At 68.3% G+C, this 21,994-nt stretch carries 16 protein-coding genes and 1 tRNA gene; 7 read left to right on the forward strand and 10 right to left on the reverse strand.

Translation table 11 applies throughout. The features are described from left to right. From ABDW59_RS18290 to ABDW59_RS18325, 8 genes are all read right to left on the reverse strand, one after another. A partial coding sequence (locus tag ABDW59_RS18290) for a GNAT family N-acetyltransferase (protein WP_343631680.1) occupies positions 1–673 on the reverse strand: 673 nt, incomplete at its 3' end. Between the two features lie 62 nt (positions 674–735). After that, positions 736–3,612, reverse strand: coding sequence for an XrtA/PEP-CTERM system TPR-repeat protein PrsT (prsT, locus tag ABDW59_RS18295; RefSeq protein ID WP_343631682.1), 2,877 nt, complete (start codon positions 3,610–3,612; stop codon positions 736–738). Positions 3,613–3,699: 87 nt separating this feature from the next. Next, positions 3,700–5,064, reverse strand: coding sequence for a PEP-CTERM-box response regulator transcription factor (prsR, locus tag ABDW59_RS18300; protein WP_343631684.1), 1,365 nt, complete (start codon positions 5,062–5,064; stop codon positions 3,700–3,702). Next, entirely contained in the window at positions 5,061–7,199 is a 2,139-nt protein-coding gene (prsK, locus tag ABDW59_RS18305) for an XrtA/PEP-CTERM system histidine kinase PrsK (RefSeq protein ID WP_343631686.1), read from the reverse strand. The genes prsR and prsK overlap by 4 nt, the downstream gene beginning before the upstream one ends. A gap of 89 nt (positions 7,200–7,288) precedes the next feature. After that, on the reverse strand, positions 7,289–8,668 hold the full coding sequence (locus tag ABDW59_RS18310; RefSeq protein ID WP_343631688.1) for a TIGR03013 family XrtA/PEP-CTERM system glycosyltransferase: 1,380 nt from the start codon (positions 8,666–8,668) through the stop codon (positions 7,289–7,291). Between the two features lie 478 nt (positions 8,669–9,146). Then, positions 9,147–10,289 carry a branched-chain amino acid ABC transporter substrate-binding protein gene (locus tag ABDW59_RS18315; RefSeq protein WP_343631690.1) on the reverse strand — a complete coding sequence of 381 codons (1,143 nt, stop codon included), beginning with the start codon at positions 10,287–10,289 and terminating at the stop codon, positions 9,147–9,149. Between the two features lie 263 nt (positions 10,290–10,552). Beyond that, entirely contained in the window at positions 10,553–10,981 is a 429-nt protein-coding gene (locus tag ABDW59_RS18320; protein WP_343631692.1) for a DNA polymerase III subunit chi, read from the reverse strand. A gap of 40 nt (positions 10,982–11,021) precedes the next feature. Continuing rightward, entirely contained in the window at positions 11,022–12,485 is a 1,464-nt protein-coding gene (locus ABDW59_RS18325; protein WP_343631694.1) for a leucyl aminopeptidase, read from the reverse strand. Positions 12,486–12,513: 28 nt separating this feature from the next. Here ABDW59_RS18325 and lptF point away from each other — a divergent pair, with 28 nt between their 5' ends. The 5 genes from lptF (at position 12,514) to ABDW59_RS18350 (ending at position 17,491) form a co-directional block, all read left to right on the forward strand. After that, positions 12,514–13,701 (forward strand): LPS export ABC transporter permease LptF, encoded by a 1,188-nt coding sequence (lptF, locus tag ABDW59_RS18330; protein WP_343631696.1) that lies wholly within the window; start codon positions 12,514–12,516, stop codon positions 13,699–13,701. After that, on the forward strand, positions 13,698–14,858 hold the full coding sequence (gene lptG, locus ABDW59_RS18335) for an LPS export ABC transporter permease LptG (protein ID WP_343631698.1): 1,161 nt from the start codon (positions 13,698–13,700) through the stop codon (positions 14,856–14,858). Before lptF ends, lptG begins: the two co-directional genes overlap by 4 nt. Positions 14,859–14,929: 71 nt before the next feature. Further along, positions 14,930–15,349 (forward strand): CbiX/SirB N-terminal domain-containing protein, encoded by a 420-nt coding sequence (locus ABDW59_RS18340; protein ID WP_343631699.1) that lies wholly within the window; start codon positions 14,930–14,932, stop codon positions 15,347–15,349. 7 nt (positions 15,350–15,356) lie between these two features. Beyond that, entirely contained in the window at positions 15,357–16,301 is a 945-nt protein-coding gene (locus ABDW59_RS18345; protein ID WP_343631700.1) for a CysB family HTH-type transcriptional regulator, read from the forward strand. Between the two features lie 20 nt (positions 16,302–16,321). After that, entirely contained in the window at positions 16,322–17,491 is a 1,170-nt protein-coding gene (locus ABDW59_RS18350) for a pyridoxal phosphate-dependent aminotransferase (protein WP_343631702.1), read from the forward strand. Between the two features lie 27 nt (positions 17,492–17,518). Here the strand turns inward: ABDW59_RS18350 and ABDW59_RS18355 are convergent, their stop codons facing one another. Beyond that, a complete protein-coding gene (locus ABDW59_RS18355) occupies positions 17,519–19,666 on the reverse strand; it encodes a hypothetical protein (protein WP_343631704.1) in 2,148 nt (715 codons plus the stop codon). Between the two features lie 259 nt (positions 19,667–19,925). On the opposite strand from ABDW59_RS18355, the gene ABDW59_RS18360 reads away from it, so the two are divergent. Together ABDW59_RS18360 and ABDW59_RS18365 are read left to right on the forward strand one after the other, a co-directional pair. After that, positions 19,926–20,639 carry a Crp/Fnr family transcriptional regulator gene (locus ABDW59_RS18360; RefSeq protein WP_343631706.1) on the forward strand — a complete coding sequence of 238 codons (714 nt, stop codon included), beginning with the start codon at positions 19,926–19,928 and terminating at the stop codon, positions 20,637–20,639. Positions 20,640–20,741: 102 nt separating this feature from the next. Then, positions 20,742–21,779 (forward strand): phosphotransferase family protein, encoded by a 1,038-nt coding sequence (locus tag ABDW59_RS18365; RefSeq protein WP_343631820.1) that lies wholly within the window; start codon positions 20,742–20,744, stop codon positions 21,777–21,779. A gap of 51 nt (positions 21,780–21,830) precedes the next feature. Here the strand turns inward: ABDW59_RS18365 and ABDW59_RS18370 are convergent. Further along, positions 21,831–21,907 (reverse strand) — tRNA-Arg (locus tag ABDW59_RS18370). Positions 21,908–21,994: the final 87 nt, after the last annotated feature.

A 21,994-nucleotide genomic window follows, 5' to 3' on the forward strand; every position in this document is an offset into this window, starting at 1 on the left:
GGTCGGCCTCGTGCAGGTCCAGCGTCGCCCCCACCGCCGGCGCGCCGTTGGCGAAGTCGTAGTTGTCCACCGTCTGCTCGCGCAGGCGCTTGAAGAAGAGCAGCGCCTCGTAGAGCTCGATCTTGTCGGGGTTCACCGCGATGACCAGGTGCCGGGTATCGAAATACTCGGTGCAGTACTGGTGCATGAACTTCATCAGCGGGAACAGGATCGCCCCGCCGGTCTTGCGGAAGGCCGGTGCCACCGCCAGCGCCGAGATCTCCGCGATCTTGCCGCCCTTGGCCCGCACCCCCTCGAGGTCGAACACCGACTGCAGCGGGAAGCCGAACACCCCCTCGCGCACCATCGAGATGGTGCCTACCACCACCCCGTCGTACTTGGCGCACAGCGTGGTCGTGGTGGGAAGCGCGTGGTACTGCGTCACCCGCATGCCGCTGGGGTCGGGCTTCATGAAGCCGCTGCCCACGTAGGCGTCGTGCAGGATGCGGAAGCAGGCGTCCAGTTCCTCCCGCGTGTCGGCGACCTTCAGCTCCAGCCGCTCCGACGGCGCGGGGTCGCAATCGACCATGCGCCGGTAGATGCCGAAACGGATCGGCTTGGGCAGACTGGAAAACACACTGCGCAGCCCCTGATGGAAGCGCTTGCGCAGACTGGAACGTCGAATCTGGCTCATGACCGTCTCCCTGGGCGCGGTGGTCCGCGCGCCGTCGGCCCGCCTGGGCGATTCGAAGCGCCTCAGCGGATCGAGGCTTGCAGCTTCTGCACCTCGGCTTGTTGATCGAAACTCGGACCCAGATCAGCCAGGCGCTTGAGTTCCGCCTGGGCTTCCGTCTTGTTGCCCGCCGCCACATACAGCTGCGCCAATCGCAGGCGGAATCCCGCCACCGACGGCGCCAGTTCCACGGCCTGCTTCTGGACCTCGATCGCCTTGGCAGTCTGGCCCTTGGCGGCCAGGGCCTCGGCCCAGGTGTCCATGTACGGGGGTGTCTTCGGACGCAGCTCGTTGGCCTTCTCGGCAAACTTCAGGCCTTCATCGGCCTTGCCGGCGCGCACACGCAGCCAGGCGATGTTGTTCATCGCCGCGGCATGGCGCGGGCTCAGCGCCAGCACCGCCTGATAGCGCTGGTCCGCCTGCGCGAAGTCGGACTGCTGCAGCGCGACATCGCCCAGGTGGTACAGGAAGAGCGCGTCCTGCTTGTGGCGCGCCAGCCAGCCATTGGCGTAGCTGGCCGCCTCGTCCTTCTTGCCGGCCTGCACCAGCGTGCCATGCAGGGCCATCGCCAGATCGGTGCTGGCCGAATCCCCGGCCATCTGCTCGGCCTTGCGGTACGAGGCCAGCGACGCCGACCAGTCCTTGCGGGCGCGGGCAAGATCGCCCTCCAGGATCCAGCCGGTGGGCGACTGCGGCGCGGCGGTCTGCAGACCCTTGGCCGCGGTCAAGGCGATCTCCGGCTTCTGGATCTGCATGGCGCGCTCGGCGACCTTGCGGGCCAGTTCGGCATCACCCGGGGCGATCCCCTGAGCGCGCTTGAGCGCGGTCGCCGCCGCTTCCTTGTCGCCCGACTGCACGGCGAGCTCGGCCAGGCGCATCTGGCCCAGCGGTGAGCGCGGCATCAGCGTCGCGACCTTGTTGAAGTTGGTCAGGGCCTGCTGGCGCTCACCGCTGGAGGCTTGCACCTGGCCCAGCAGGTCGATCAGTTCGGCCTTGTCCGGATAGGCGGTGACGCCTTCCTGTGCCAGCGACAGCGCCTGCTTCAGGTCCTTCTGCTGCGCCAGCAGCGACACCGCCGCGGTGCGGGTCGGCACGTCGTCCGGATGCGACTTGGTCAGCTCGACCAGACGCTTGGCGGCGGCGTCCTTGTCGATCAGCTGGTTGTTGAGCTTCAGGCCGATGACGGCCAGCTCGGCGCGCAGTTGCTTGGGATCGGCCTTGAGCACCGCTTCATAGCGCTTGACCGCGTCCTGCGGCTTGCCGTCGAGCATGTCCAGCTCGGCCAGGCTGTTGGCCACGCTCATCGACGCCGGCTCACGCTTGGCGGCCTCCTCGAACTGGGCGCGGGCGCCGGCCTTGTCGCCGCGGATCTTGGCCAGGCTGCCGCGCAGCTCGGGCGCGGTGGCGGCCTTGGGAGCCTTCTTCTCCAGCGCCGAGATCGCCGCTTGAGCGCCCGCGTCGTCGCGCTTGCGCACCAGGGCGCTGATCAGCGCGGTGTCCGCCAGCGTGCCCGGATCCTGCGCCGTCAGCGTGCGCAGCGCCGCGATGCCCTGCGCCTCCTGGCCCTTCTGGATCTGCGCCAGCGCCAGGCCGATGCGGCTGCGGATGTCGCCGGGATTGAGCTCGCTGGCGCGGGTCATCAGGCGCTCGGCCTCGGCGCCCTGGCCCTGGCGCAGGCGGATGGCCGCGCCCAGCGAGAGCGCCTCGCTGTTGGGGATCTTGGCGTCCAGCGCGGGTTGCAGCGTGGACATGGCCTGATCGAGATCGCCGGCGCGCAGCTGCAGCTGGGCCAACGCGACGCGGGCGTTGACCGCCTCCGGCGCCGAGTTCAGGACCTTGGCGAAATTCGATTCCGCCGAGCGCAGATCGCCGTTGGCCAGCGCGACGCGGCCGGCCAGATACAACGCGTTGTCGTTGCTCGGCGCCATCTTGAGCAGCGCCTGCGACAGCTCGGTCGCTTCCTTCAGGTTGTTGGCCTCGAGCGCCATGATCGCGCCCAGGAACAGCGTCTGCGGCTGCGTCGGCACGGCGGCGCGCATCTCCTTGAGCGCCGCGGCGGCCCCTGCCTTGTCGCCCTCGCGCATCAGCAGGTTGACCAGCGCGGAATGCGCGGCGGTCTGCTTCTTGTCCAGCGACAGCGCCTTGCGGAAGCTCGCGATCGCGTCGGCGGCCGGCTCCTTGGCATTGGTCTGCAGCTCCCCCTTGAAGGTCCAGGCCTCGGCCGAGTCGGGCGTCTTGGCCAGCAGCGCGTCCACTTCGGCGCGCGCCTCGGTCGCCTTGCCTTCGGTCGCCAGCAATCGCGCGTTGAGCAGTCGCACCGCGGCCGAGTCCGGCGCCGCGCGCACCGCCGCGTCGACGGCCGTCCGCGCCTTGGGCAGATCGCCCTTGGCCACGTAGGCGCTGACCAGCGTCGATTGCAGATCGGCTTCGTCGGCCGCGGTGGCCAGATGGACCGCGCCGAACTGGGCGAACAGCTCCTCGAGCTTGCCCTGGCGCATCAGCAGCTTGGCCTGCAGCGCCGACATGGCGTCGCTCTTGAAGCCTTGCGTCCTGGCCTTGTCCGCCTCAATGACCGCGCCGGCCACGTCGCCGCTGTCCAGCAGCGCGCGGGCCAGCAGGAAGCGCGCCTCGGCCAGCGAGTCGTCCTTCTGCAGCGCGTTCTTGAGCTGGATGACCGCGCCCTTGGCGTCCTTCTTGTCCAGGTGTTCCTTGGCCGACTTCAGCAGGTCCTGCGCCGAGTCGCCGAAGCAGCCGGCCAGCAGCAGCGCCGATCCCAGCGCCAGCGCGCCCGCGCCGCCGCGCATCAGGCGGCGGGCCTGCAGCCCCGATCGACGGTCGGTGGCGCCCTCCGCGCCGGCTTGTCGCCCCTGTGCGGGGCCGTTCTGGTTCTTGCGGGACATGCGTGTCTCTTTCGCGGTCACGTGAATCGGATGGAACTCAAGGACAAAGCCGCCGCATTCTGCGCGCCGCGGCTTGCGGTTCACCGCTCAGGCCTTGATGCCGAGGCGGGCCATGAGATCGTACAAAGTCGGGCGGCTCACGCCCAGCAGATCGGCGGACTTGGCGATGTTGCCATCGGTCCGTGCCAATGCGGCGACAACCGCCTGACGCTCGGCGCGCTCGCGCACCGTGCGCAGGTCCAGCTCCTGGTCCGCGGACGGCGCATCGCCGCCCGGCACCGGCAAGCCCAGGTCGTCGGCGGTGATGCGGTCGCCGTCGGCCATGATGGACGCGCGCTTCATGAGGTTCTGCAGCTCGCGCACGTTCCCCGGCCAGCGGTGCGCCTCGACGGCGCGGATGGCTTCGTCGGACAGGCGCAGGATGGGCCGGCGTTGCTCGGACGAGAAGCGGCGCAAGAACGCGTGGGACAGCAGCACCGCGTCTCCGGCGCGATCGCGCAGCGGCGGGATGTCGACGACGATCTCGGCCAGGCGGTAATACAAGTCCTCGCGGAACAGGCCCTGCTCGATCTTGGCCTTCAGATCCTGGTGCGTCGCGCCGACGATGCGCACGTCCACCGCGATCTCCTGCCGGCCGCCCAGGCGCTCGATGTTGCGCTCCTGCAGGAAGCGCAGCAGCTTGGCCTGCAGCGACATTGGCAGATCGCCGATTTCATCGAGCATCAGCGTGCCGCCGTTGGCGGTCTCGATCTTGCCGATGGTGGTCTTGGTCGCGCCGGTGAAGGCGCCGCGCTCGTAGCCGAAGAGCTCGCTCTCCAGCAGCGCTTCCGGGATGGCCGCGCAGTTGATCGCGACGAAGCGGCCCTTGCGCTTGGAGGCGTCGTGCAACGACTGCGCCAGCACCTCCTTGCCGGTGCCGCTCTCGCCGAGCAGCAGCACGGTGGCGTCGCTGCCGGACACGCGCTCGACGGTGCGGCAGATGCGCTGCATCTGCGCGTCGCGCGTGACCAGCTTGCCGGTGGGCTCGCCGTCCTGCTGGGTCAGCAGGCGCTGGTTCTCCTGCTGCAGCTCGTGCAGGCGCATGGCGCGCTCCACGGTCAGCACCAGCACGTCCGGATCCACCGGCTTGGACAGGAAATCGTAGGCGCCCATGCGGATGGCGCGCAGCGCGTTGCCCTGGTCGTTCTGGCCGGTGAGCACGATCACTTTCGTGCTCGGCTCCAACTCGATGAGTTTTTCAAGCAGCCGGAAGCCTTCGGACACCGAGTCCTGGTCCGGCGGCAGGCCCAGGTCCATCGTGACGACGGGCGGCTTGTGCCGGCGGAATTGCAGCACCGCGGTGGCGACGTCGTCGGCGGTGACCGACTCGAAGCGATCCATGGACCACTTGAGCTGCTTCTGCAGCGCGAGGTCGTCCTCGACGATGAGCAGCGACGGAGCTTGAGCGCTCATCGGGCCTCCACCAGTCCGGCGTCACTGCCCGACTGGGCGAAAAACAGCGGCAGCAAGATGGTCACCTTGGTGCCTCGTCCGGGCGCACTTTCCACGTTGATCTTCCCCCCTAGTTCCTGCAGGTACTGATAGCTCTCGTAGGCGCCGATGCCCATGCCTGCGGCTTTCGTCGTCTGGAAGGGCTTGAACAGCCGCTGGTCCATGAATTCCTGGGTCATGCCGCAGCCAGTATCTTCCACTTCCACCTGCGCGTTGCTGCCCATGCGTTGCAATCGCAGCGACACGCGCCCGTCGATGGGCGTGGCGTCCAGCGCGTTCTGCACCACATGGCCGAGCACGCGCTCGATGCGTTCCTCGTGCCCGCGGGCGCTGACCTCGTCGCGCAGCTCCAGCTCCAGCGCGCGGCCCTTGCTCACCGCCGCCGCCGCGAGCCGCCGGGCGATGGCCGTCAGCGCGACGCCGCCGGCGCTGCCGTGATGCGGCTTGTCGCCCTCGCGCAATTGCAGCATCAGCTGGCGCATCTTCTCCAGCGAGTTTTCAACGGTGTCCAGCATGTCCTGCTGGAACTCCGGGTTGTCCCTCAGCCGCTTGGCGTTCTTCATCATCAGCGAGAGCTGCGTGACGATGTTCTTCAGGTCGTGCACGACGAAGGCCGACATGCGGTTGAAGGCCTCGAACTTGCGCGCCTCCAGCAGCGCCTCGGCGGCCTGCATCTGCGCCAGGTAGCTGGCGGCCTGCTGGGCGGCGGTGCGCAGCAGGTCGCGCACCTCCCAGTTCACTTCCATGCGGGTGCGCGGCTGGCCCAGGATGACCCAGCCCGTGAGCGCGCCGGCGTTGAGCAGCGGCACCAGCAGCCAGTGCCGCGGATCGCCGGCCACGGCCTCCGGCAGCGCGATGTGCTCGTAGGCCTCGGGGCGGCGGCGCCATTCGTCCAGGTCCACGATCCACGCGCGGTCACGCAGCAGATGCAGCATCGCGGCGTCGGGCGTGACGGGATCGCGCGCGTCGACCAGGTTCCAGCGGGCGGCCTGCTGATAGTCCTCGGCGCCGCCGCCGCGGCGCAGCCACAGCGCGCCGGACGGGCTCTCGACCAGATGCGCCAGACCGCGGATGACCGATTCGCCCAGCTCGGCGGGAGACGCGCTGGCCGACAGCATCGCGGTGAAGCGCAGCCACTCCTGGCGATAGTCGTAGCGATAGCTGAAGAAGTGCTTGCTGATGTAGACCCGCAGCTTCGCGCGCAGCGAGCCCGACAGCCCCATCACCAGCAGCGCCAGCACGCCCACCGCCAGCAGCACCTGCTGCAGCGCGCGGCCCCATTCGCCGCCGGTGTAGCGCACGTAGTAGCCGATGCCGGACACGCCCAGCAGGTACACGCCCACGATCAGCAGCGTGGCCGAATGGAAGGCCGCGGTGCGCGAGACATGCAGCTTGTCCAGCCACTTCTTGTGGCGGCGGCTGGCCAGCCACAACAGCGGCACGGCCAGGCTGTGCACGGCGGCGCGCACGCTCAGCGCATCGCTGTCGAACTGCTGGAAGAGCGAAGCCTGCGAGAAGACGAAGACGTCGAAGGCGAAGACCGCGCCCAGTCCCAGGCAGACCGGCTTGGCGTTCCATCGGGCGTCGACGTGGATGTTGCGCAGCATCTGCTCCAGCAACACCAGCCCGAACACCGCCAGGCCCAACCAGGCCAGGGTCATCGGCCGTTGCTGCTCGCTGAAGGGCTGGGCGCTCCAGTAATGCCACAGCGTCAGCACGACGGCGGCGATCACGCCGGCGCCCGCCAGGCCTTGCAAGGGACGCACGACGCCCGCGGCCGGATGACGGCCGGCGGCCAAGTCATCAGCGCGGGGCTCGATCAGACCGAGGATGAAGGCGAACCAGGCCCCGTAGCGCAAGACGTCGCACAGCGGCAGCAGCAGCATCGCGGGCCATTGCTGATGGCCGAGCCAGCCCTGCTCCACCGCCGCGTCCAGACCGGCCCACAAGGCGGTCAGCAGCAGCGCGGCTTCCAGGCGCAGGGCGCGACGCCGCTGCTGGCCGAATTGAGGCAGCACCGCCACCGCCAGGGCCAGGTGCGCCAATACCGCGACGATCCCGGACGCGGTGCCCAGGCTCAGACTGTCATGCCACATGGATCAATGCCCCGCCGCGTGCGCCGCGTGGGTGGACGACGGGCGCGAACCGGGCGAGGCGCTGGGAGCGCGAAGCTCCGGCGCCGCGCTCAGCGCGCCCCCCGGCCCGTCAGCACCACGGCCACCGTTTCCAGCATGATCAGCAGATCGAGGAACAGGGTGTGGTTCTTGACGTAGTACAGGTCGTACTGCAGCTTCTCGAGGGAATCCTCGATGGTGGAACCGTATTCGTAGCGCACCTGCGCCCAGCCGGTCACGCCCGGCTTGACGCTGTGACGCACCGCGTAATACGGGATTTGCGCGACCAGCTCGTCGACGAAGAACGGCCGCTCCGGACGCGGACCGACCATGCTCATCTCGCCGCGCAGCACGTTGATCAGCTGCGGCAGCTCGTCGATGCGGACCTTGCGGATGAAGTTGCCGACGCGGGTGACGCGGGCGTCGTTCTTGGTCGCCCACTGCGGGCGGCCATCCTTCTCGGCGTCGTTGCGCATGCTGCGGAACTTGATCACCTTGAAGGTCGCGCCGTTCAAGCCGACGCGCTCTTGCGTGTAGAAGATACCGCCGGGCGATTCGAGTTTGATCAGCAGCGCGGTGACGGCCATGATCGGCGCGGTGCAGATCAGCAGCAGCAGCGAGGACGCGATGTCGAAGACGCGCTTGACCGCGCTGCGCAGCACGCCTTGATTGAAGCCGTCGCCGAAGATCAGCCAGCCCGCATGCACGTGGCTGATCTTGATCTGCGCCAGGGTCTTCTCGAAGTAGGTGGCCAGGTCCACGACACGGATGCCGTAGAGCTTGCAGTCCAGCAGCTGGCGCAGCGGCATGCTGCCGCCGCGGCGCTCGGACAGCGCGACGACGATCTCGTCCACGCCCAGACGCATGGCGGCGTCGGTCAGGCTTTCATTGGAGGCGATGACCTGGTCGACCGGGACTTGTGGGTCCACTTCATTCGGACCGGGCAGGAAGCCGACGATCTGCGCATGCGGGTCCGCGGCGCGCAGGCTTTCGCTGACGGCCAGCGCGGCATGGCCGCTGCCGAAGATCAGGATCTTGGTCCGGCCGGCGCCTTGGGCGCCCGAATGCGCGGCATAAACGCGGTGCACCATCACCAGCGCGACGGCCAGCATGGCGGTGGTGGTGAGCAGCTCGCGATGCGAGACGGTCGCGGGGATCAGGCTGAACAGGCCGTAGGCCAGCGGCAGGCCGATGAGCAACGCGAACAGCGCCCGCGCGCAGGATTGCGTCAGCGACCGCTTGTGGGATTGGGAGTAGAGACCGGACGCGGAGTTGATGACGAACATCCCGCCCGCCAGAGACAGGCCGTAAGACGCAGCGAAGCTCATCATGTGCTCGCTGCTGCCCTGGCTCAACGCCACCGCAAAGACCGCCGCCACGATCAGACCCAGGTCGAACATCACCTGGATCAGGGTACGACGATGGAGGTAATGGTTAAAAATTCGAATCATGCCAGTCCCCAAAGTGGTCCCGGCGTCCGCGGAGGACGCTGTCGACGACCTGGGCTGAACCTTGGACTGCTACGCGACCGATGCCCCACCTCTTACAGAGGGTGACGTCTGTTGCGGGGGGCATCATGCCTCCCACCCCCTGGCTTGAAAGCCCCCCGTTTGAAGGGGCTCACGCCTTGCAATCCCGGTTGCACTTACCCGATGTCGTCGACCGCCGTGGGCTCTCTATGACATGCTCGTTTCGAGCCAGCGGCCGGTTGACGGGTGCGATTGTCTGTAGCGGCCGGTAGGCGCAAACCCCCTGACTGAATGCTTTGGGCCACCCGCGTGCGGGAATGCACGCGAGTGAGGGGGGTGATCCCACGATCAGGGGACAGTTGCGCCCCCCCCGCACGGCGCTCCGGTCGGGATTCACGCAGCGAAAAAAAACGCCCACCGAAGTGGGCGTTTTCAGAGAGCGGAAAGCTCGTCGCGGGGATCAGCGCACCACGGCGATCTGCTCGCGGTTGCCGCCCTTGTAGGTGTACAGGGTCAGCGCGCCGTTCTTGATGTCGCCCTTGGCGTCGAAGGCGATGGTGCCGGTCACACCCTTGTAATCCGAGGTCTTGGCCAGCACAGGCAGGTAGACCTTGGGATCGGAGGACTTGGCACGCACCATGGCGTCGGCCATCACGTTGACCGCGTCGTACACGTAGGGTGCATAGATCTGGACGTCGACCTTGTACTTGTCCTTGAACTTGGTCTTGAAGGCGTCCAGCGACTTCTTGGACTCGCCCTCGACGCCGCCCGCTTCCGCGCAGACGACCTGGCTGTCGGCGACGGTGTTGGCGGACAGCTTGGGCAGTTCGGCCGTGCAGATGCCGTCGCCGCCCATGAACTTGGCTTCGATGCCCAGCTGCTTCATCTGGCGCAGCATCGGGCCGGCCACGGCGTCCATGCCGCCGAAGAACACCACGTCGGGCTTCTTGCCCTTCAGGGAGGTCAGGATGGCGGTGAAGTCCGTGGCCTTGTCGTTGGTGAACTCGCGACCGACGACCTTGCCGCCGGCGGCCTTGACGCCCTTCTCGAACTCGTCGGCGACGCCCTGGCCGTAGGCGGTGCGGTCGTCGATCACGGCGATGGACTTGCCCTTGAGCTGCGTCACGGCGTACTTGCCCAGCGTGCCGCCCAGGTGCACGTCGTCAGCCACGACGCGGAACGCGGTCTTGTAGCCGTTGCGGGTGTACTTGGGGTTGGTCGCCGAGGGCGAGATCTGCGGGATGCCGGCGTCGCTGTAGATCTTGGACGCGGGAATCGTCGTGCCGGAGTTCAGGTGGCCGATGACGCCGTTGACCTTGCTGTCGACCAGCTTCTGCGCGGCGGCGGTGCCTTGCTTGGGATCGCCGGCGTCGTCTTCCGCCAGCAGCTCGAACTTCACTTTCTTGCCGCCGATGGTGACGCCCTTGGCGTTCAGCTCATCGATGGCCATGCGGGCGCCCAGCTCGTTGTCTTTGCCCAGGTGCGCGATCGCGCCGCTGGTGGGACCGACGTGGCCGATCTTGACCACCGCATCCTGCGCCAGCGCGGCGCCGCCCAGGGACAGGGCGACCGCACCCACGATCACATTCAGCTTCGATTGCATCTCAGGATCCTCCGACTCGGGGAAATGTGGAATGACGTTGAGTTCTCAACGCGGATGACCATACCCCGAAGGCCGAAGCGACTCCATAGTGAAAATGCTGTGAACCTGCTCACGCGGCGGGCGTTGTCGCGCCCTTGTCACCGGGGCAAACCCGGATGGTTTTCGCAGGAGTGCGACAGCGCGCACACCCCTCGTGCAACGAGTGCGGATTTCCGCCCACTGGTGTGATCTCAGGGCGGAATCGGGCCGGCTTCAAGCCGACCTCAAGTCGACATCACGTGATGGTTCAGCGTCAGGCCCAGGGCCTTGTAGGCCTTGAAGCGAGCACGGCCCGCGGCGACCTGATCGGCGTCCGTGGACACCAGTTCGAGCACGCGCTCGAAGCGCTCCAGCCCGGGAGGGACCTCGGGCTCGAAGTTGAGCAAGACCTGGCACCCGGTCAGCTGGTCGAGCTGGTCGGACATCAGGATCGGCGTGCGCTCCCGCAGCAGCGCCGAGGTTTCCCCGCGCAGCAGCAGGTGGGGGATGAATTCGCCGGGCTCGAAGGTCCACAGCGTCTGGTCCAGCCGCTCCAGCAGCCGCATCGGGCCCCAGATGCCGACGCTCAGACCGGCCGCCTGCGTCTTGCGCAGCAGGCGGCAGGCGTAGAGCTGTCGGTCGGGCACGCCGGTATAGAAGTTGACTTCCGTCACCGGACGCGCCCTCCCCTGATCCGCCGAACGCGATCCGCGCTCAGCGGACCTGCGACAGCACGAAGTGCGTCAGCAGGCCGACCGGACGACCGGTGGCACCCTTGGCGCCGCCGCCCTTCCAGGCGGTACCGGCGATGTCCAGGTGACCCCAGCGGTACTTGGAGGCGAAGCGCTGCAGGAACTTCGCGGCGGTGATGGAGCCGCCCTCGCGACCGGCCACGTTGGCCACGTCGGCGAAGTTGGTCTTCAGACCTTCCGAGTACTCGTCGTCCAGCGGCAGGCGCCAGCACGGATCCAGCGCGGCGTCGCCAGCGGCGCTCAGGGCCGAGGCCAGCTCGTCGTCGCTCGCGTACATGCCGGAGCGCACGCCGCCCAGGGCGATCACGCAGGCGCCGGTCAGCGTCGCCACGTCGACCACGGCCGCGGGCTTGAAGCGCTCGGCATAGGTCAGCGCGTCGCACAGGATCAGGCGGCCTTCGGCATCGGTGTTCAGGATCTCGATGGTCTGACCCGACATCGAGGTGACCACGTCACCCGGCTTGACGGCACGGGCGCTGGGCATGTTCTCGCAGGCGGCGATGAGCACGACCAGGTTGATCTTGGGCTTGAGCTCGGCCACGGCGCGCAGGGTGCCCAGCACCGAAGCCGCGCCGCCCATGTCGAACTTCATCTCGTCCATGCCGGCGCCCGGCTTCAGCGAGATGCCGCCCGAATCGAAGGTGATGCCCTTGCCGACCAGGACCACGGGGGCCTGGGTCTTGGCGGCGCCTTCGTACTTGGCGACGATGAAACGCGGGGGCACGTCCGAGCCCTTGGCCACGGACAGGAAGGAGCCCATGCCCAGCTTCTCGATGCCCTTCTGGTCCAGCACCTCGACCTTGATGCCGTGCGAACGGGTCAGGGCCTTGGTCTGGTCGGCCAGGTAGGCCGGGGTTGCGACGTTGGGCGGCAGGTTGGCGCATTCGCGCGCCAGGGCCACGCCGGCGCCGATGGCCTGGCCGCGCACCAGACCGGCCTTGACGGCCTTGACGTCGTCCTTGCCGACCAGCAGCGTCAGCTTGGTCAGCTTGGACGCGGCGGGGGCGCTGGGCTTGGTCTCGCGGTAGACGTAGGTCGCCTCCAGCGCGGCCAGCACGGTCTGTTCGGCCAAGGATTCGGTCAGATCCGGACCGAAGCCGGCGTAGATCACCGAAGCGGCCGCGGCGCCGCGGCCCTTGAGCTGACCCAGCGCCGACGACAGCGCGCTGCGGGCGGCCTTCAGCGACGCCGAGCCGCTGGCGGCGATGATCAGGCGTGCGGTCTTCAGACCGGCCGGACGGACCAGGGTCAAGACCTGACCCGTCTTGAACTCGAAATCGCCGAGCTTGACGGCGTCCTTGATCAGCGCGGCCACCGCCTTGTCGAGCGAGGCCGGCAACGCGTCGCCGGCGATGACCAGCACGAGGGCGTCGGCACCGTGCGACGCCAGCGCGTCGAGGGACGCGGTCTGAGAGCGAAAGTCCATAATACCGAGAAGTAGATAGAGTGCCCGGATGTTATTCGATTCATCAGTACGCAAAGAACTTGCCCGCAGTTTCGGACTGGCGTTCGTGGTCATCCTGACCATCGTCGTGACGATGCTGCTGGTGCGATCGCTTGGCCTGGCGGCCAAGGGCTCGGTCGCCCCGCAGCACGTGCTGCTGTCGCTGGGCTATCTGGCGCTGGCGCAGTTGCCGGTGATGCTGAGCCTGTCGCTCTTCGTCGCGGTGGTCATGTCGCTGGGGCGCATGTACAAGGAATCGGAGATGACCATCTGGTTCGCGAGCGGACTGGGCCTGTCGCGCTTCGTGCGGCCGGTGCTGACGATGGCCACGCCGGTGCTGGTGGTCGTGGCGGTCCTGATGACCATCGTCTGGCCCTGGAGCAACGAGAGCAGCGCCCAGCTGCGCGAGCAATTCGAGCAGCGCAGCGATCTCTCCCGCGTCGCGCCCGGCCAATTCCAGACCTCGAATGACGGCGGCCGCGTGTTCTTCATCGAGCGCGATCCGGCCAATGAGAGCGCCGCCCGCAACGTCTTCATCATGAGCAACACCGAGCACCTGGAGTCGGTGACGACCTCGGCGCGCGGCGCGCTGGTGACGCAGGGCAACAACCGCACGCTGGTGCTGGAGCACGGTCAGCGCAACGACCTGGACACCCGCAACGGCGAGAAGGCCGTGGCGCGCTTCCAGCAGTACCGCGTGGTGGTCGACGACGAGGTCATGCGCGGCGGCGGCAGCAAGCCGCCCAAGACCCGCCCGACGCTGGAGCTGCTGCGCGAGCGCGGCAATCTGAACGACGGCGAGCTGGCCTGGCGCTTCGGCATGATCCTGGGCTGCGTCAATCTGGTGATGCTGGGCATCGGGATCTCGGCGACCAACCCGCGCCGCGCCAGCAACTGGAACCTGCTGTTCGCGCTGCTGGCCTTCATCGTCTACTTCAACCTGATCAACCTCAGCCAGAGCTGGGTGGCCGCCGGCAAGATGAAGCTGATCCCGGGCCTGGCGACGCTGCACGGCGCGGCCTTCCTGGTGACGCTGCTGCTGCTGGTCTGGCGCGACCACGGCGCGCGACTGGGCGCCCCGCGCAGCGGCGTGATCCCGCCGCCCGCCGAGCCCGCGGCGGCCGCCGCCCAAGCCCCCGCCGGCGCGATCATCGCGCCCGCCTCGATGTCCACTTCCACGCCGGGAATGCCCACATGAGAACCGTCCGGCGGCTGCTGTACCGCGACATCCTGAGCTCCTTCACCCTGGTCATGGCCGGGTTCCTGGCGCTGTTCTTCTTCGTCGACTTCATCGACGACCTCGACCGCTTCCAGCGCCTGGGCCTGGGCGTCGGCCTGGCGCTGTGGTCCTGCGTGCTCAAACTCCCGGGCCGCTTCTACGAGCTGATGCCCATCGCCGTGCTGATCGGCACCATCTTCAGCCTGGCCCGCCTGGCGCAGTCCAGCGAATTCACCATCCTTCGCACCGGCGGCCTGGGCCCGCAACGGGCGCTGGGTCTGCTGAGCACGCTCGCGCTCGTCTTCGCGGTGCTGGCCTTCGTGGTCGGCGACTTCGTCACCCCGTGGGCGGACAAGCAGGCGCAGTTGCTCAAGTCCTCGTCCACCGGCGTGTCCAACGCGGCTGGCGCCTGGATGAAGGACCGCGACGGCGACTTCAGCTATGCCGTGCACGTCGGTCGGGCCCGAACCAACGGGACCATGGAGGACGTGCTGATCTTCGAGTTCGACGCCAAGGGCGCGATGGCCACCCGCCTGACCGCCAAGAACGCGACGGTGGACGCCTCCGGCCGCTGGCAGATGAACGACGTGCGGCTGATGCAATGGACCCGCACGCCCACACCCTTGAGCGCCCAGGCCGCGGCCGCGCCCGATCACAAGGATCCGGCGGTCTCGCAGGACAAGCTGTCGGACAACCCGACGGTGCGTGAGCTGCTGCTGCCGACCTACACCTGGCAGAGCCAGCTCCCGGCAGGCGTGGTGACCGCCGCGGTGCAGCCGACCTGGAACATGTCGACGCTGGAGCTGTATCGCTACACCCGCCACCTGTCCTCGCAGGAGCAGTCCTCGGCGCAGCCGGAGATCCAGTTCTGGCGCAAGGCCTTCTATCCCTTCGCCTGCATGGTGATGGTGGCGCTGGCCCTGCCCTTCGCCTATCTGCATTTCCGCAGCGGCGGCATCAGCGTGAAGGTCTTCGGCGGCATCATGCTGGGCATCAGCTTCGTGGTGCTGAACGCGATCGCCGGCCACCTGGGCCTGCTGCGCGACTGGACGCCGTGGCTGGTCGCGTCGGCCCCCAGCCTGTTCTATCTCGGCATCTCGATGGCCGCGTTCTACTGGCTGGTCCGCTATCGATGACGTCCCCCATCGCCGACCGTGACGGTCATGGGGCCGGTCACGAGGCCGGCCCGCTTTCCGGAGGATTCGCCATGGATGGTCTGCTGCTCTTCGCTCACGGCGCGCGCGATCCCGCCTGGGCCGCTCCGTTCCAAGCCATCGCCGCCGAGCTGCAGGCGCGCCGGCCCGACCTGCCTATCGCACTCGCCTATCTGGAGCTGATGACGCCGGACATCGCGACCGCCGCCGGCGCGCTGGCCGCGCGCGGCTGCCAGCGCATCCAGGTGGTACCGATGTTCCTCGGCGCCAGCGGCCATGTGCGCCGCGACGTCCCTCCGCTGATCGAGTCGCTGCGGGCCGCGCATCCCGGCATCCTCTTCCTGCTGCACGACGCCATCGGCGAGCAGCGTTCGGTGATCGCCGCCATGGCCGCGGCGACGCTGGATCTGGTCGAGGCCGCGCGCATCCCCATCGACCCGCTGTCCACCCCAGCTTTCCCCTCCTCGCCGTGACCCTGCCATGAACCTGCACCAGTTCCGCTTCGTGCAAGAGGCCGCGCGCCGCAACCTGAACCTGACCGAGACCGCCAAGGCGCTCTACACCTCGCAACCCGGCGTCTCCAAGGCGATCCTGGAGCTGGAGGAAGAGCTCGGCGTCGACATCTTCTCGCGCCACGGCAAGCGCCTGCGCAGCATCACCGAGCCCGGCCGGCAGGTGCTCAAGTCCATCGAGATCATCATGCGCGAGGTGGGCAACCTCAAGCGCATCGGCGAGGAGTACTCCAAGCAGGACGTCGGCACGCTGTCCATCGCCACCACCCACACGCAGGCGCGCTACGTGCTGCCCGGCCCCGTCACCCAGCTGCGCAAGCAGTTCCCGCAGGTCAACATCGGTCTGCATCAGGGCAGCCCGGACCAGGTCGCGAAGATGCTGATCGACGAGACCGCCGACGTGGGCTTGGCGACCGAGTCGCTGTCCCAGTTCGAGGAGTTGGTGACACTGCCCGCCTACGAGTGGCAGCACGTGCTGGTGATGCGGGCCGAGCATCCGCTCGCGCAGATGGAGCGCATCGACCTGGAGCACCTGGCGGCGCAGCCGCTGGTGTCCTATCACCCCAGCTTCACCGGCCGCACCCGCATCGACCGCGCCTTCGCGCAGCGCCACCTCAAGCCCAACATCGTGCTCGAGGCCATCGACTCGGACGTCATCAAGACTTACGTCCGTCTCGGCCTGGGCATCGGCATCGTGGCCGAGATGGCTGTGCGCGAGGACCCGCCCGGCGGCGAGCTGGTCTCCCGCCCGCTGGGCCACCTGCTGGGCCAGAACGTGGCGCGGATCGCGTTCAAGCGCGGCGCCTATCTTCGCAACTACGTCTACAGCTTCGCCGAGCTGCTGTCCGACCGCCTGAACCGCACGCTGCTGCAGCGCGCGATGAACGGCGAATCCAGTGATTACGACCTTTGAGCCTCTCTGAGCTTCCGACCATGCGTGTTCACACCCCCGTTCCCGCGAGCCGCCTCCCGAATCTGGGCGTGACGGTCTTCAGCGTCATGTCGGCGCTGGCGCAGCAGCACCAGGCGGTCAACCTGGGCCAGGGCTTCCCGGACTTCGAAGGCGATCCGGCGCTGCTGGACGCGGTCAATGCCGCCATGCGCGCCGGCCACAACCAGTACCCACCCATGCCGGGCGTGCCGGCGCTGCGTCAGGCCATCGCGGCGAAGATCGAATCGCTCTACGGCCACGCGTACGACCCCGACACCGAGATCACCGTCACCGCCGGCGCGACCCAAGCCATCCTGACGGCGCTGCTGTCGGTCGTGCATCCGGGTGACGAGGTCATCGTGCTGGAGCCGGCCTACGACAGCTATGCGCCCAACATCGTGCTGGCCGGCGGCGTGATGGTGCCGGTGCCGCTGGACCCGGCCAGCTTCCGCCCCGACTTCGATCGCATCCGCGCCGCGCTGACGCCGCGCACCCGCGTGCTGATGATCAACAGCCCCCACAACCCCAGCGGCGCGGTCTGGACGCCCGAGGATCTGCGCCAGTTGGCCGAGCTGCTGGACGGGACCGAGGTGCTGGTACTCAGCGACGAGGTCTACGAGCACATGGTCTACGACGGCCTGCAGCATCAGAGCGTGTCGCGCCTGCCCGAGCTGGCGGCGCGCAGCTTCGTGGTGTCGAGCTTCGGGAAGACCTATCACGTGACGGGCTGGAAGGTCGGCTACGTGACGGCGCCGGCGGCGCTGATGGCGGAGTTCCGCAAGGTCCACCAGTACAACGTGTTCACCGTGAACTCGGCGATGCAGCACGGTCTGGCGAGCTACATGCGCGATCCGGCGCCCTATCTGGGCCTGAGCGACTTCTACCAGCGCAAGCGCGACCGCTTCCGCGCGGGGCTGGCGGACACCGCTTTCGCGCTGCGCCCCTGCCCGGGCAGCTACTTCCAGTGCGTGGATTACGCGGGGCTGCCGGCGCCGCTGGCCGCGATGGACGACATGGCCTTGTGCCAGTGGCTCACGCGGGAGATCGGCGTCGCGGCGATTCCGCTGTCCGCCTTCCATTCGGCCGGCAGCGACGCGAAGGTCATCCGCTTCTGCTTCGCGAAGCGGGATGAAACGCTGGACGAGGCGCTGACGCGTCTGAAGAGGATCTGAGCGAGCGCTCCGGGCGCTCGAGATCGCTCAGCGCGACTTGGGATCGCGCGGCGCTTCGTCCTCGACCAGCGACAGATCCAGGTCGACCGACTGCGTGAGCCTCCGCGCGGGTGCGGGCGCACCCGGCGCCGGAGGCGGCGACTGCCACACCATCGTGGCCATCATGTCCGGCGCGGCGGTCGCGTCCAGCGGCAGCACCACGTCGATCGAGTCGCCGTGCACCTCGTGCTCGGAACGATCGCGCGCCACCGCGTACAGCATCAGCAGATCGCGATAGGCCGGAAGGCCCAGGTCGCCGCTGTACTCCTGGTGCTTGGACAGCAGATCCTGCAACAGGCTCATGCTGCCGCCCGGGTCCTGCCAGGCAGCCTCCAGCCGATCGATCAGCTCCTGATGTGCCTCCAGTCCCTCGCCTTCATTGAGGTCGTCGCTCCACGACGGGGAACGGGCGTGGAACTGCTCGGCGAAGCGGGCGCCGACGCGATCGAAGGCTTCCCGATCGCCGCGACGCTGATAGAGCTCCATCAGCTTCAGGAAGGGCAACCCGCTGGCCGCGTCGCGCTGGTTCAGGCGTGAAGAGAGCAGCTCGATGGCTGCATCGTCCTGGCCGAGCACCATGAAGAAATCGACCTGCTGCTCGAGGTCGATGAGTTCCTCGACGGTGACTGTGCCGCCAAGACCACCGGCGCGGCCCAGGTCCGCCGAGAACGGCGCCGGACGCGTGTCGCCGCCGTCGAGCTGCAGGCTGAGCGGCTCCAGCGAATCGACCGCGGCCAGCGCCTGCAAGGCGTCATCGGCCGCAGTGGTCACTGGGCGCGCCATGGGCGCCACAGGCGCCGGGGCGCGCGGGGTCGGCGGCGCGGGATGGGTCGGCTCGACGACGCTGAGCGGCATTGGAATCGTGGTGGGCGCGGTCGACACCAGCGGACCGTCGGTCGCCAGATGCGACATCAAGGCGGCGGGCGAGCTGTCCACCACCGGCGAAGCGTGCGCGGTCTGCGTGCTCAGCTGCGCGCTGATGGGGGGGAGCGCGGGCTCCACCGCGCCGTCGGGAGTCGAATCGACCGCCGAATCGCTCAGCCAGTGCTGCTCGGCCTCTCGCCGCTGCGCGCGATTGCTGCGCCACAGCAGCAGACTGCTCGCCGCGAGCGCGAGGCTGAGCAGGCTCAGGCCCAGCACCCAAGGGGAAGAAGACGAGCTGCCATTGGCGGCCTGCTCGCGGGCGGCTTGGAGCTCCTGCCGAAGCGCGGACATCGCGGCCAGGGTGCGCTTCTGCTCGGCCTGCAGCTCGCTGACCTGCTTCTGCATCGCGGCCATCTGCAGCTGAGCCTGCTCGGCGGCGCTCGCCGCGCTGGCGGCGGCTTCGGCGGCCAGCAGCGCGGGGGATGGGGTGGACAGCGCCTCGATGGGTTCCAGCGAGAGGCGCGGCGCGGTCGCCACGTTCTTGCCGGCGCGGCGCTCAGCGGGACTCGCGGAGGACGCGCTGCGGGTGGGCTTGCCGGCCGCACTCGTCGATTCGGCAGCGCCGGCGATCGCTTCCGTGTTCTTGCGGGCCGGCTTGCGCGGGCGCGCCGGCGCGCTCGCGGGCGGCGTGACGGCGGACGGACTCGCTGCGGCTGCGAGGGCCAGGTCTTGCGTGGGACGCGCCGCCGCAGCGCCGCTGGGCGCCGCGGGGCGGGCGGCCACGGGATTGTTTTCCTGCTGCGCCTGCAAGGCGATCGACACCGGCGGCGCGACCGGCGTACCGGCCTCGGGCGGCATATCGCCACCCAGGCCGGGCGGGTCGATGAAGGCGGTGTACTGCCGCGTCAGACGCGACGGGCAGCCCAGGCTCAGCTGGACCGAGACGATGGGCTCGTCGATGCGCTGCGCGCTGCGCAGCCGCACGCCGGTGACGCGCTGGCCATCGCCCTCGAGCTGCCAATGCAGGCCGCCCGGATGGATGGGGTTGTCGCCGGACTGGACTTCGGCGCGAACGCATTCGGGGGTAATGCTCTCGCCGGCTGAGAGCTGGACCGGGAACAGCAGATTGAGCGGCTGCCCCAGCGACGAGGCCGTCTGCGGGCGCCCCACGCCGAGGGCCCATGTCGACGTGGACATGGACGAAAGACAGGCGATGACGAGAACGCTGAGCGCTGGCGACAGGCCGCGCGGGTCGTGAAGGTCTCGATTCATTCCCGCTGTTGTTGATGTTGCCGTGCGTTTCACTCTAGCACGCTGGTCCCCGGTGAAAACCCGGAAAAGCGCCCGGTTCCCGGACCGTTGCGCGCCGTTCTCGCCTATCTCAGTCAGGCACCGCCTCGAATCAGGGATCGCCCGACGATGTGCACAAGGGGTCAAGACGTGCCTGCAGCTCCGCTGGCTGTCCCGCACAATAGGCCGCGACAACCATGAACATCAGGAGACCGCTGGCTTGTCACGCCAGCGACAAAGCATGAACAGCTCGGTTCTTACAATTTCTGAACGCAACAACATCGAGTCGGGGCCGTGGTTCTCCAAGCTGTCTCTGCCGCTGCGCAGCGACATTCTGGCGCGCGCCACCGTGAGGCGTCTGACCGACGGCGCGCTGATGTCGGTGCGTGGCGAGCCGGCCGAGGAATGGATAGGCGTGGCGCGCGGCGCGGTGCGGGTGAGTTCGGTGTCGCTGTCGGGCAAGCAGGTGACGCTGACCTACGTCGAGCCGGGCATCTGGTTCGGCGACATCGCCCTCTTCGACGGCCTGCCCCGCACGCACGACGCCAGCGCGCACGGCGAGACGACGCTGCTGGTGATCCGCAAGCCCGACTTCAAGGACCTGCTGCACCGCCACACCGAGCTGTACGAGGCGCTGCTGCGGCTGAACTGCCGCCGTCTGCGCCTGATGTTCGACGTGGTCGAGGACCTGAACACGCGTCCGCTGGCCTCGCGCCTGGCCAAGCAGATCCTCTTGCTGGCGCGCAGCTACGGCATCACGCAGGGCGCGGAGACGGAAGAGATCCGCATCGGCCTGCAGCTGGCGCAGGAAGATCTGGCGCAGTTGCTGGGCGCCTCGCGGCAGCGGGTCAACCAGGAGCTCAAGGGCTTCGAGCGCGAGGGCGCGGTCCGCGTCGAACCGACCCGGCTGGTGGTGTTGAGCAAAGAGAAGCTGCTGGCCATCGCCAATCGCTGAGCGCTCCCGGACGTTCTCCGGGAGTCGCGATCCCAGAATCACGACAAACCAGGAGACTCCGTGGACGATGCATTCACCGGCACCCGCGCCCCTTCGCAGGCGATGGACAACGAGGCGCTGGCCGCCTGGCTGGCGCGCGAGATCGAGGGCTTCGCCGGCCCGCTGACGATCGAGCAGTTCAAGGGCGGCCAGTCCAATCCGACCTACAAGCTCATCACGCCGGGCGCGACCTATGTGATGCGCGCCAAGCCGGCCCCCGTGGCCAAGCTGCTGCCCTCCGCGCACGCGATCGAACGTGAGTTCACCGTGATGCGCGCCTTGACCGGCAGCGACGTGCCGGTGCCGCGCATGCTGGCGCTGTGCGAGGACGAGTCCGTCGTCGGCCGGGCGTTCTATGTCATGGAGTTCATGCAGGGCCGCGTGCTCTGGGACCAGACGCTGCCCGGCGCCTCGAACGCGGAGCGCGCCGCGATCTACGAGGAGATGAATCGTGTGATCGCCGCGCTGCACCGCGTGGACTTCCGCGCGGCGGGACTCGAGAGCTACGGCAAGCCGGGCAACTATTTCGAGCGCCAGATCGGCCGCTGGACCAAGCAATACCAGGCTTCGATCACCGGCCCGAACGAGGCGATGGATCGTCTGATCGACTGGCTGCCGGCGCACATCCCGGACTCGGCGCGCGACGAGCGCGAGGTGGCGATCGTCCACGGCGACTACCGGCTGGACAACCTGGTCTTCCATCCGACCGAGCCGCGGGTGCTGGCGGTACTGGACTGGGAGCTGTCGACGCTGGGGCACCCGCTGGCGGATTTCAGCTACCACTGCATGTCCTGGCACATCCGCAAAAGCGGCGCGGCGCGCGGCCTGGGCGGCGTGGACCTGGCGTCGCTGGGCATCCCCAACGAGCTCGAGTACGTGCGCCGCTATTGCGAACGCACCGGTCGCGGGGACGCGCAGGCGGTGATGAAGGACTGGAACTTCTATCTGGCCTACAACCTGTTCCGGATCTGCGGGATCCTGCAAGGCATCGCCAAGCGGGTCGAGGACGGCACCGCGTCCAGCGCCCAGGCGCGCGAGGCGGCGGCCGGCGCCAAGCCGATGGCGGAATTGGGGTGGCAGTTGGCGCAACAGGCGGGTTGAAGGAAGTTGCGCGTTTGGCCGTCGCGGCACTGCCGCGGCGAGCCCGGATCTTGGCCTGCCCGGAGGGACTCGAACCCCCGACCTGCTGCTTAGAAGGCAGCTGCTCTATCCAGTTGAGCTACGGGCAGACAGTGTCGAAAGACAAAGCCCCTTGAAGCACGTTCCCACGTCCTCTAAGGGGCCCGAATTGTGCCACGGCGCTTGCCGTGGCTTCA

This window comes from Roseateles sp., assembly GCF_039595295.1.
In the GTDB taxonomy this organism is placed as follows: domain Bacteria; phylum Pseudomonadota; class Gammaproteobacteria; order Burkholderiales; family Burkholderiaceae_C; genus Roseateles.